Source organism: Alexandriicola marinus, from assembly GCF_004000435.1.
GTDB classification, from domain to species: Bacteria; Pseudomonadota; Alphaproteobacteria; order Rhodobacterales; family Rhodobacteraceae; genus Alexandriicola; species Alexandriicola marinus.
In genome coordinates this window covers 150,925-162,546 of the sequence record NZ_RBVZ01000004.1, presented here as the reverse complement: position 1 = coordinate 162,546, position 11,622 = coordinate 150,925, and the positions used below count along the sequence as shown (strand labels likewise).

Annotated in this window: 12 protein-coding genes; 8 read left to right on the top strand and 4 right to left on the bottom strand. The window is 64.7% G+C overall.

The genetic code is table 11. From position 1 onward, the window contains the following. Nucleotides 1-143 precede the first annotated feature (143 nt). Complete coding sequence (locus EP376_RS14870) at nt 144-1,352, top strand: permease (protein WP_127656403.1); 1,209 nt, start codon at nt 144-146, stop codon at nt 1,350-1,352. 57 nt (nt 1,353-1,409) lie between these two features. On the opposite strand, the gene adh is transcribed toward EP376_RS14870, so the two are convergent. From adh to bchE, 4 genes are all read right to left on the bottom strand, one after another. Further along, a complete protein-coding gene (gene adh, locus EP376_RS14865; RefSeq protein WP_127656402.1) occupies nt 1,410-2,927 on the bottom strand; it encodes an aldehyde dehydrogenase in 1,518 nt (505 codons plus the stop codon). A gap of 108 nt (nt 2,928-3,035) precedes the next feature. Continuing rightward, entirely contained in the window at nt 3,036-3,998 is a 963-nt protein-coding gene (locus tag EP376_RS14860; protein ID WP_127656401.1) for a helix-turn-helix domain-containing protein, read from the bottom strand. Nucleotides 3,999-4,068: 70 nt separating this feature from the next. Further along, nucleotides 4,069-4,629, bottom strand: coding sequence for a bacteriochlorophyll 4-vinyl reductase (bchJ, locus tag EP376_RS14855; RefSeq protein WP_276317304.1), 561 nt, complete (start codon nt 4,627-4,629; stop codon nt 4,069-4,071). Nucleotides 4,630-4,654: 25 nt separating this feature from the next. Continuing rightward, nucleotides 4,655-6,319, bottom strand: coding sequence for a magnesium-protoporphyrin IX monomethyl ester anaerobic oxidative cyclase (gene bchE, locus EP376_RS14850; RefSeq protein WP_127656399.1), 1,665 nt, complete (start codon nt 6,317-6,319; stop codon nt 4,655-4,657). 269 nt (nt 6,320-6,588) lie between these two features. Between bchE and EP376_RS14845 the strand changes: the two genes are divergently transcribed. Genes EP376_RS14845 through ureG form a run of 7 tightly spaced genes read left to right on the top strand, consistent with a single transcriptional unit; the run spans nt 6,589 to nt 11,572 of the window. Beyond that, complete coding sequence (locus EP376_RS14845) at nt 6,589-7,422, top strand: urease accessory protein UreD (RefSeq protein WP_127656398.1); 834 nt, start codon at nt 6,589-6,591, stop codon at nt 7,420-7,422. Nucleotides 7,423-7,426: 4 nt separating this feature from the next. After that, entirely contained in the window at nt 7,427-7,729 is a 303-nt protein-coding gene (locus EP376_RS14840) for an urease subunit gamma (protein WP_127656397.1), read from the top strand. A 37-nt stretch (nt 7,730-7,766) separates the two neighbouring features. Continuing rightward, nucleotides 7,767-8,072: an urease subunit beta gene (locus tag EP376_RS14835; protein WP_127656396.1), complete on the top strand. Its 306-nt coding sequence runs from the start codon at nt 7,767-7,769 to the stop codon at nt 8,070-8,072. A 1-nt stretch (nt 8,073) separates the two neighbouring features. Then, nucleotides 8,074-9,831, top strand: a complete 1,758-nt coding sequence (ureC, locus tag EP376_RS14830; RefSeq protein WP_127656395.1) for an urease subunit alpha — start codon at nt 8,074-8,076, stop codon at nt 9,829-9,831. Nucleotides 9,832-9,850: 19 nt separating this feature from the next. Further along, complete coding sequence (locus EP376_RS14825) at nt 9,851-10,327, top strand: urease accessory protein UreE (RefSeq protein WP_127656394.1); 477 nt, start codon at nt 9,851-9,853, stop codon at nt 10,325-10,327. Beyond that, nucleotides 10,317-10,964 carry an urease accessory protein UreF gene (locus EP376_RS14820; RefSeq protein ID WP_127656393.1) on the top strand — a complete coding sequence of 216 codons (648 nt, stop codon included), beginning with the start codon at nt 10,317-10,319 and terminating at the stop codon, nt 10,962-10,964. The genes EP376_RS14825 and EP376_RS14820 overlap by 11 nt, the downstream gene beginning before the upstream one ends. Beyond that, nucleotides 10,961-11,572, top strand: a complete 612-nt coding sequence (gene ureG / locus EP376_RS14815; protein ID WP_127656392.1) for an urease accessory protein UreG — start codon at nt 10,961-10,963, stop codon at nt 11,570-11,572. The genes EP376_RS14820 and ureG overlap by 4 nt, the downstream gene beginning before the upstream one ends. Nucleotides 11,573-11,622: the final 50 nt, after the last annotated feature.

The window sequence follows — 11,622 nt, the reverse complement described above, 5'->3', positions numbered from 1 at the left end:
GGATCTGTTAGCTTTTCAACTCTGCAAACCCAGCTCCGCCGCGCACGCGTCCGGCGCAGACCGGCTGCGGACCGGATCGTCCAAGCGCGCACGACGCGGCGGCGAGACGAAACAACCCCCATTCCAGCCGAAGGGAGAAATCCATGCGGCACGAATTTCTGGAAACGTGGCACGAGGCCGCGACAACGACCGTTGGCCTGTTCTGGACAGCGTTCTGGGCCTTTGCGCTTGGCTACGCGATCTCGGCCATGATCCAGGTTTTCGTCACGCGCCAGACCATGCGCGACAGGATGGGCACGACCGGCCCGAAATCCGTGGCGATCGGCACGATCTTCGGATTTCTCAGCTCCTCGTGCAGCTTTTCCGCGCTGTCTGGCGCCCGCACGCTTTTCGCCAAGGGCGCGGGGCTGGTGCCGTCGATGGCCTTCCTTCTGGCCTCGACCAATCTTGTCGTCGAGCTTGGGATCATCATCGCGATCTTTCTGGGATGGCAATTCGTGGTGGGCGAGTATGTCGGAGGGTTGATCCTGATCGGTCTGATGTGGCTGGTGATCCGGCTGACACGGGGGATCGCGCCCATAGAGGAGGCGCGTGACCGCGCGCAGGCCAGCCAGAACGAGAACGGGGACGGGTCGGAAGAGCGCAGCTCGTGGCGCGAGAAGATCCGGTCCCGCGACAGCTGGGCGATGGTCGCGCAACGCTATGTCATGGAATGGCAGATGGTCTGGAAGGACGTGACGGTCGGCTTCACCGTGGCAGGCATCATCGCAGCCTTCGTGCCGCGCGACTTCTTTGAATGGCTGTTCATTGGCGGCGCCGATCCAAACTTCGGGGAATTGCTGGCACAGGCCCTGGTGGGGCCAGTCGCGGCCTTTTTCACCTTCATCGGGTCGATGGGGAACATCCCGCTGGCGGCTGTTCTTTATGGCAACGGCGTGGCCTTTGCCGGGATCATGGCGTTCATCTTTTCAGACCTCGTGGTGCTGCCGGTCCTGCGGATCAACGCGCAATATTACGGGTGGAAGATGGCGCTGTATATTCTGGCCGTGTTCCTTGTCGTTCTGGTCACGACGGCGATGCTTCTGCACTACGGCTTCGCGTTGCTTGGCCTTTTGCCCACGGCCGATCAGATCCGGAACGTAGTCGACCGCGAATTCTTTGCGTTCGACTATACCTTCTGGATGAACGTCGCCTTCCTCGTCATGACGCTGGGCTTTCTCGGCTGGAAGATCGCGCAATCGGGCTGGAGCTTCGCGGTAAAGCGGGGGATCCTCGAAACGAGCCTCCTTGCGCTGGCATTCGGGTCTTACCTGTGGCTTGCGGTCGGGCTCCTGATCGGGACATCGCTCTAGCGGCACAAGAAAAGGGCCCGCATTGGCGGGCCCTTTGGTTGGTCGGATCGCCTGAGATCAGAAGAAGCCGAGCTTGTTGGGATTGTAGCTCATCAGGATGTTCTTCGTCTGCTGGTAGTGATCGAGCATCATCTTGTGCGTTTCGCGCCCGATGCCCGATTGCTTGTAGCCGCCGAAGGCTGCATGTGCCGGGTAGGCATGGTAGTTGTTGACCCAGACCCGGCCCGCCTCGATCGCGCGGCCAAAGCGGTAGCAGCGGTTCGCGTCGCGCGTCCAGACACCGGCGCCAAGGCCGTACATCGTGTCATTGGCGATGGCGAGCGCCTCTTCCTCGTCCTTGAAGGTCGTCACCGACACGACAGGGCCGAAGATTTCCTCCTGGAAGACGCGCATCTTGTTGTGGCCCTTCAGGATCGTGGGCTCGATATAGAAGCCGTTTTCCAGCCCCGCGACCGAGGCCGCCTTGCCGCCCGTCAGGACCTCGGCCCCTTCTTCGACGCCGATGGTCAGGTAGGAGAGGATCTTCTCCTGCTGCTCGGCGCTGGCCTGTGCGCCGACCATCGTCTCGGGGTCGCGCGGATCGCCTTGCTTGATCGCCTTCACACGGGCGATGCAGCGCGCAATGAACTCTTCGTAGATGTCTTCCTGGATCAGCGCGCGGCTGGGGCAGGTGCAGACCTCGCCCTGGTTGAAGGCAAAGAGAACGAAGCCTTCGACCGCCTTGTCGAGGAAGGCGTCATCTTCGGCCATCACGTCCGAGAAGAAGATGTTGGGCGACTTGCCGCCCAGTTCAAGCGTCACGGGGATCAGGTTCTCGGTCGCGGCCTGCATGATCTTGCGGCCCGTGGCGGTGGAGCCCGTAAACGCGATCTTGGCGATGCGCGGGGAAGACGCAAGCGGAGCGCCGACCTCGGCACCATAGCCGTTGACGATGTTGAGCGCGCCCGCGGGCAGCAAATCGGCGATCAGTTCCGCCAGAACCATGATCGCGGCAGGGGTCTGTTCGGCAGGCTTGAGCACGATGCAATTGCCGGCGGCAAGTGCGGGGGCAAGTTTCCACGCGGCCATCAGGATCGAGAAGTTCCACGGGATGATCTGGCCCACGACGCCAAGCGGCTCGTGGAAATGATAGGCCACGGTATCGGCGTCGATTTCCGACATCGTGCCTTCCTGTGCGCGCAGGACGCCGGCGAAATAGCGGAAATGGTCGATCGACAGGGGGATGTCGGCGGCCGTCGTCTCGCGGATCGGCTTGCCGTTGTCCCATGTCTCGGCGCGGGCCAGAAGGTCGAGGTTCTCTTCCATCCGGTCGGCGATGCGCAACAGCGTGTTCGCCCGTTCGGCGGGCGAAGTGGCGCCCCAGGCGGCCTTGGCGGCGTGGGCCGCGTCAAGCGCGCGTTCGACATCGGCCGCGTCGGAACGGGCGACTTCGCCGACGACGTCTCCGGTGATCGGCGTGATGTTCTGGAAATAGCGGCCATTCACGGGCGGCACGAAGACGCCCCCGATGAAGTTGTCATAACGGGTCTTGAACGGGTTGGCCGTGCGGGTGTCGATTTCTGTCATCTGGTTCATGGGTCTCTCCTCCGATGGTGGACGCAAGGCTGCGTCGCTCCGATCGTGATGACCGATAAGATGAGCAGTTGTCAGGAGGGCTGGACACGATGACAGGGGTGATCTGTCTCAGCCCTGAGACAGATCGCGCATGTTTTCGGAGATCCCCAGCCGTTTCATCCGGCGATAGAGCGTCGCGCGCCCGATCCCCAGGTCGCGGGCCGCGGCCGAGACATTGCCCTCGGTCCGGGTCAGCGCGCGGATCATCGCGGCGCGTTCCGCGCCTTCGAGCCCGCGGGCATCTTCGCCGGTCAGTTCGCGCAAGGCGCGCGGACGCACCCGATCTTCGCGTTCCAGTTCGAACCGCCGCCGCGCGGCGCGGGTCGCCCCGACGACGATATCGTCGCGATCGACCGCCAGAAGGACCGCCGCGTCATCTTCGCCGGCCAGCAGAATCCGGTGGCCGGAATGCACCTCGCGGAAGAGATCCGTCTCGATCTGGGCGGCGACCTTGGTGACCATCGCGCCGATCAGCTGGTTGAACCCTTCGGTCTGGTCCATCCGCGCGGACGACACGTCAAGCGCCGCGATCAGCCGTCCGTCGGGGCCGAAGACCGGCGCGTCGATGCAGCTCATTGCCGTGTTGGACGGCAGGTAGTGCTGGTCGCGGTGGATGATCAGCGGGCGGCCCTCTTCGATGCAGGTGCCGATCCCGTTGGTGCCCTGTGCCGCCTCGCTCCAGTCCGATCCGGTCATCAGGCCCCACTCGCCAAAGGCGGTCCGATCCGACGCACCAATCCTTTCCGACAGGATCAGGCCCTCGTCATCGGTAAGAAAGATGCCCCGCCCGCAATGGCCGATCATCCGGTAAAGATCCTCGAGCCGGGGTTCGGCCACATGCAGCAGCCGGCCAAGGGCATCGCGCCGCTCGGCCAGCCGGCGGCTGTCGGCCTCGGCGCGCAGGGTCTTGTCGTTGGGATCAAGCTGATGCTTCACGAAGCAGCGCCGCCACGAGGCGGCCACCGACGACCGTGCCGAGGCGCGCGGCGATTCGATGCTTTGGAGCACGCGCTCTGCGTGTGGCGTGGTCATCTCGTCCTCCCTGACGAGAATAAGGCCATAGTATACCGTTGAATGCAATCTTTGGTCATCCGCGCCGGGGCTAAGCGCGTCTCAACTCGAACCGGCAACGGTCCTGTCCGGGCTGGGCGCGGCAGCAGGTCTCGACGCAGCGACAATCGGGCGCGACCAGCACGCGGTAGAGCCTCTCGAACACGGCGGCGTGCCATGTGCAAAGCGGTGCGTCGCTTTTCTCCCCCCGGATCAACGGGTTGTCGTGGATCTCGAAGCACCATGGCCCCTTTGCCTCGAACCGCCCCGATCCGGCGAAAGTCCATGCGTGCTTGCCGATCGCGGCGGTCAGGGCGCGGGCGGCCAGAGGCGGCGGGAGGGCCTTGAGGATCGTTTGTGCCACGCGCGGGATGCGGTGTGCGAGGATGTAATCGGCCGTGCCCGTCCCCGACAGAAGCGCCAAGTCCGGTGCCGCCTCGGGGGCGCGAATCCGCATGACGCGGTGAAGCCGGGCGGCCTGCTCCTCGGGGATCATGGACTGCCCGTCGGGGATCTGCGCGACACCGGCGAGATCAAGCATCTCGCGCGTGCCCGACGCGCCGAACCTTTCCTCCAGATGGGGCAGCAATTGCAGGATCGCGTTGGGGCCGATCAGGGCGCCGGAGGCATGGGCATCCTCAGGCGTCCTCCATCTGCTGGTCGCCCCCTCCGCAGGCGCGGATCTCGGCGCCGTTGGGCATCTTGAAATCCTGGCTCCGCTCGACCGCGCGTTCCTTCATCTGCGCCTTCACGGCCTCGCGCCGCTCCGCGGCAGCGGCGGCCTTGTCGGCGGAGGCTTCCCAATCGTCCATCTGCGCCTCGGCGATGGTGCGGGTCTCGTCGAAGTGGAAGTCGAGCTTCTTCTTGGATTGCGGGCCGGTATAGCCGACCTTTCCAAGGTCATAGAACGTGCGGCCCACGCCCGCCTTGAGGAAGGCATAGAGGCAACCCAGAAGATAGCGCCTGCGGAACCCCGTGCCCCGCCATGGATAATGGAACAGCGCCTTTTTCATGTAGAAACGGCGGTAATTGTTCATCACACCATCCAGCAATTCGCCCCGCTCCATCGCGGCAGGCTTCATGATGGGGGTCACGAAGTTGTAGCGGCTGAAGTCGAAGACCTCGACCTGATCCTTCAATTCCTGAAACAGCGGGGTGAAGGGCCAGGGCGTGTACATCGACCAGTTGGCAAGGTCCGGCTGCCAGTCCCAGGCCATCTGGTAGGTCTCTTCGAGCGTCTCCGGCGTTTCATTGTCGAGGCCTACGATGAACTGTGCTTCCACAAGGATATCGGCCTCGCGCAGCAACTTGATCGCCTGTTTGTTCTCTTCGACCTTGGTTTCCTTGTTGAAGACATCGAGCTTCATCTGTGCGGCGGCCTCTGTCCCGAGGCTCACATGAACCAGCCCGGCCTTGCGGTAGAATTTCAGCAGGTCGCGGTCGCGGTAGATGTCGGTGACGCGGGTGTTGATGCCCCATTTCACGCGTTTCGGCAGGCCCCGGTCGATCAGTTCCTGACAGAAGGCCACGAACTTCTTCTTGTTGATGGTGGGTTCCTCGTCGGCAAGGATGAAGAAGCCGACACCGTGGTTTTCCACCAGATCCTCGATCTCGTCGACCACGTCCTTGGGGTCGCGGACCCGGTAATCGCGCCAGAATTTCCACTGAGAACAGAACGAACAGGTGAACGGGCAGCCGCGGGCGAGGTTCGGGATCGCCACCCGCGTGCCCAGAGGGATGTAGATGTATTTCTCCCAATCCAGCACCGTCCAGTCGGGCTTGATCTTGGACAGGTCCTTGACCGTGGAGGCAGCCGGCGTCGCCACGATTTCGTCGCCATCTAGAAAGGCCAGACCCTTGATCTTGCGGCGATCCTCGGGCCAGCGGCCGTCCGCGATGGCCTGCATCAATTCGGTGCAGATCTCTTCGCCTTCGCCGCGCACGATCACGTCAACCCAGGGCGCCTCGGACAGGACCTGCTTGAACATGAAGGTGGCATGCACGCCGCCCAGCATCCGGACGGCCTTTGGCGCGACCTCGGAGGCGATGCGCAAGACATCTTCGGCGCGGTAGATCGACGGCGTGATGGCCGTGACGCCGACCACATCCGGTTCGATTTTGGCGATGCGGACCGCCAGATCGTCATCGTCGATATTGTCGGTCATCGCGTCGATGAAATGGATGTCTTCGAATCCCGCCGTGCGCAGGTGACCGCTGAGATAGGCGACCCATGCGGGCGGCCAGGTTCCCGCAATTTCGGCCCCGCCGGAGCGATAATTTGGGTGAACGAAGAGAATGCGCATCCGGTCGGCCTTTCAGTTGTGTAAGCCTAGATTGACATGTGAAGTGTCAACCTGACTTGATTCAGATCAAGATGGCCCTGTCTGAGTGCGGCAGACCGCGAAAGCGCCCGGATTGGCGCGATTCATCGGCGGTGAATTATTGGGCAGATCGTCCAAGGAATGGGCGTTCGTCGGCGCCGCCTTGGCGCAGCGCGTCACAAGTCGAGCCGCCCCATGGCCCCGCGTGCCGCGCCTATGCTCAATCGTCCCGACAGGAGGAACCTGACCCGATGGATGGACAGCCAGAGCTTGTGACAGACCGCGCCGCGCCGGTGCAGCCGCGGTCCGTGGGCACTCTCGATCTGGTCACCAAGCGGCGCGATGCGCTCAGCGTGATCGACAGGTTCCGCACCTCGGGCTCCATGAAGACACTGTTTCCGCTGACTGGCACGACGCTCGAGGCGATCATGATCAACACCTCGGGCGGGCTGACCGGTGGGGATCGGTTCGACGTGACGGCCGGGGTGGGCGAGGGCAGCACGCTGACGCTCACGACCCAGGCCGCCGAGAGGGCCTATCGCGCGGTGTCGGGCCGGGCGCAGGTGCGCAGCCGGATGGATGTTGCCCCGGGCGGGCGTCTCAACTGGTTGCCGCAGGAGCTGATCCTGTTTCAGGGCTGTGCGCTTGACCGGCGGCTAGAGATTGATCTGGCCCCGGGGGCGGAGCTGTTGATGGTCGAGCCCGTGATCTTCGGCCGGCGCGCCATGGATGAACGGCTTGACCGGATCGGATTTACCGACCGGATCGCGATCCGGCGCGCGGGACGGCCTCTCTATCTCGATACGATCTCTCTCGAGGGGGACGCGGGTGCGCTGATGGCGCGCCCGGCACTGGGCGCCGGGGCGGGGGCGATGGCCTGCGTGGTCTTCGTGTCGGAGATGGCCGAGGGGCTGCTGGCGCGCTGTCGCACTTTGCTTGGTGCGGCGGGTGGGGCAAGCCTCGTCCAGCCGGATACGCTTGTCCTGCGGCTTCTGGCGGAGGACGGATTTGAATTGCGGCGCAGCCTTGTGCCGATACTCGAAACGCTGGGCGGGGCCCGGCTTCCGAAATCGTGGAGTCTTTAGAACGATGCAGCTCACCCCGAGGGAAAAGGACAAGCTTCTGGTCGCCATGGCGGCAGAGGTGGCACGCAAGCGGCTGTCGCGTGGCGTGAAACTCAACCACCCCGAGGCCATCGCCCTGATCACCGATGCCGTGGTCGAGGGCGCCCGCGACGGGCGCTCCGTCGCCGACATGATGCAGGCCGGCGCCGAGGTCATCACCCGCGACCAATGCATGGAGGGTGTGCCCGAGATGATCCACGAGGTGCAGGTCGAGGCGACCTTCCCTGACGGCACGAAACTGGTCACCGTTCACAACCCGATCCGGTGAATGTGAGAATTTCAGAAAGAACGAGAGGGCAAACGCGATGATACCAGGCGAGTTGTTTCCGGCCGAGGGCGAGATCCAGCTGAACACCGACCGCGAGGCGATCACGCTGATGGTCGCCAATACCGGTGACCGGCCCGTTCAGGTCGGCAGCCATTATCATTTTGCCGAGGCCAATTCCGCGCTCGACTTCGACCGCGAGGCCGCGCGGGGCCTGCGCCTCGATATCGCGGCGGGCACCGCCGTGCGGTTCGAACCGGGACAACGCCGCGAAGTGCAGCTGATCCCGATGTCCGGAGATCGCCGCATCTTCGGGTTCAACAAGAAGATCATGGGAGCGCTTTGAGATGCCTGCTTCGATTTCACGGGGTGACTATGCCGCCATGTTCGGCCCCACGGTGGGCGACAGGCTGCGTCTGGCCGATACCGACCTGATCATCGAGGTCGAACGCGACTTGATCGCCGAACGCGCGGGTGCCGCCTCGGGCGGCAGCGGGCCGAACGCGAGGCTCTATGGCGAAGAGGTCAAGTTCGGCGGCGGCAAGGTGATCCGCGATGGCATGGGCCAGAGCCAGGCGACCCGCGCCCAGGGCGCGGTCGACACCGTCATTACCAACGCCCTGATCGTCGACTACACCGGCATCTACAAGGCCGACATCGGCCTGCGTGACGGGCGGATCGCCGCCATCGGCAAGGCCGGCAACCCCGACACCCAGCCCGGCGTCGATATCATCGTGGGGCCCGGCACCGAAGCCATCGCGGGCGAGGGACGGATCCTGACGGCAGGCGGGTTCGACAGCCATATCCATTTCATCTGCCCGCAGCAGATCGACGATGCGTTGCATTCCGGCCTGACCACGATGCTGGGCGGCGGCACCGGCCCCGCGCATGGCACGCTGGCCACCACCTGCACGCCGGGCCCGTGGCATATCGGGCGGATGTTGCAGGCCGCCGACGCCTTCCCGATGAACCTTGCGTTTGCGGGTAAGGGCAATGCCTCGCTGCCCGCCGCGCTGGAAGAACAGGTGAATGCGGGGGCCTGCGCGCTCAAGCTGCACGAGGATTGGGGCACGACCCCGGGGGCCATCGACTGCTGCCTGACGGTCGCGGACGCGATGGACGTGCAGGTGATGATCCATACCGACACGCTCAACGAAAGCGGCTTTGTCGAGAATACCGTCGCCGCCATCGCGGGCCGCACGATCCATGCCTTCCACACCGAGGGCGCGGGCGGCGGACATGCGCCCGACATCATCAAGATTTGCGGCGATCCGAACGTCCTGCCCAGCTCGACCAACCCGACGCGGCCCTTCACCGTGAACACGGTGGACGAGCATCTCGACATGCTGATGGTCTGCCATCACCTCGACAAGCGGGTGCCCGAAGACGTGGCCTTTGCCGAAAGCCGCATCCGTCGCGAAACGATCGCGGCCGAGGATATCCTGCACGATATGGGGGCCTTCTCGATCATCGCGTCCGACAGTCAGGCGATGGGCCGGGTGGGCGAGGTGATCATCCGCACATGGCAGACGGCCGACAAGATGAAGAAACAGCGCGGGCGTCTGGCCGAAGAGACCGGCCAGAACGACAACATGCGCGTGCGCCGCTACGTCGCCAAATACACGATCAACCCGGCCATTGCCCACGGGATCAGCCACGAGATTGGCTCGATCGAGGTTGGCAAGCGGGCCGATCTCGTGTTGTGGTCGCCGGCCTTCTTCGGGGTAAAGCCTGACATGGTCCTTCTGGGGGGCACGATCGCCATGGCGCAGATGGGCGATCCCAACGCCTCGATCCCGACGCCGCAGCCGGTCTATTCGCGGCCGATGTTCGGGGCCTATGGCCGCTCGGTCGAGCATTCGGCGGTGACCTTCGTCTCGGCCGCAGCCGAGGCTGCGGGCATTCGCGAGACACTGGGCCTTGCCAAGCAGACGCCCGCGGTGCGCGGCACGCGCAACGTGACGAAGGCCGATCTGAAGCTGAACACCGCGACCCCGCATATGGAGGTCCATCCCGAGACCTACGAGGTGCGCGCGGATGGTGAGCTTCTGACCTGCGAACCGGCGAAAGAGCTTGCCATGGCGCAACGCTATTTCATGTTCTGACGGGCCAGAGGGGCGTGACATGACCACACTTCCCATCGCGCAGATCCTGCACCGCAAGGGCCATTGGGACGGCGCGCCCGCCGGCACGATGAGCCGCGATTACGAAGGGCGTTTCCTGCGCCGCAAGCGGCTCGAGACGGATGCGGGACTGCCCTTCGTCGTCGATCTGGAGCAGACGACCTCGCTTGATCCGGGCGATGCGCTTGAACTCGGCGACGGGCGCCTGATCGAGGTGGTCGCGGCGCCGGAGCCTCTGTTGCAGGTCACTGGCCCCGATCTCGCGCGGCTGGCCTGGCATATCGGCAACCGGCACACGCCCTGTCGGATCGAGGCAGACCGCCTGCTGATCCGCGACGACCCCGTGATCGGCCACATGCTGGAGCACCTTGGCGCGCGGCTGGACAAGGTGACCGAACCCTTTACGCCCGAGGGTGGCGCCTATGGCCACGGGCGCACTCATTCGCACGAGCACGGGGCCACGGCCCATGAACACTGACGCACGGTTCCTGACCCTGATGCAATGGCTCTCGCCCGCCTTTCCGGTGGGCGGTTTCGCCTATTCGCACGGGCTGGAAACCGCAATCGCGGAGGGCCGCGTCGCATCGGGCGCCGATGTCGAGGATTGGCTGCGCGATATCCTGCGCGACGGCACGGGCCGGTCGGATGCGATCTGGCTGGGGCTTGCCCATCAGGCTGGCTCGACCGAGGCGCTGACCGCGCTCGATGCGCAGGCGCGCGCCTTTTGCGCGGCGCGCGAACGGCTGCGTGAGGGCGAAAGGCAGGGGGCCGCCTTTGTCCGGACCGTGAACGCGGTCTGGTCCCTCGATCTGCCGCCCATCCTTTTGCCGCTGGCCGTCGGGTCCGCCGCGGGGCAGGTGGGGATCGACCGGCGGATGGCGGCGATGGCCTATCTGCAATCCTTTGTCTCGTCGCTCGTCTCGGCGGCCCTGCGCCTTGCCCCGCTTGGCCAGACCGAAGGCCAGAGGATCGTCGCGGCCCTCGCGCCGGATTGCGCGACGCTGTCCGAGCTGGCCGAAACGGCGACCGAGGACGATATCCACAGCAATGCGTTCCTGTCCGACATCATGGCGATGCGGCACGAAACGCTCGAACCAAGGCTTTTCCAGTCATGACCAGAATGAACGGCCCGCTGCGCGTGGGCATCGGCGGCCCGGTGGGGGCCGGCAAGACGACGCTTACGGCCCGTCTGGCCGAGATCCTGCAAAAGGATCATTCGATCGGCGTCATCACCAACGACATCTACACGCAGGAAGATGCCGAGGCGCTGACGCGGATGCAGATCCTGCCCTCGGACCGGATCATCGGGGTCGAGACGGGCGGCTGCCCTCATACCGCGATCCGCGAGGATGCCTCAATCAACCTTGCCGCCGTGGCCGAAATGCGCGCGCGCCACCCGGAGGTGGAGATCGTGTTGATCGAATCGGGCGGCGACAATCTGTCGGCCACGTTCAGCCCCGAACTCGCCGATGTGACGCTCTATGTGATCGACGTGGCCGCTGGCGAAGAGATCCCGCGCAAGGGCGGCCCCGCGATCACACGGTCGGACCTGCTGGTGATCAACAAGACCGACCTCGCCCCCCATGTGGGCGCCTCTCTCGAAGTGATGGAGCGGGATGCGACGCGGGTCCGCGAGGGCAGGCCCTTTGTCTTTACCGCGCTGAAATCGCGGCAGGGGGCCGAGGCCGTGGCCATCCATCTTAAAGAGATCGCGGGCCTCTGACTGGCCGCGCGGGGGAGATTTGCACCCGCGCGCGCGTCGTGACACCAATG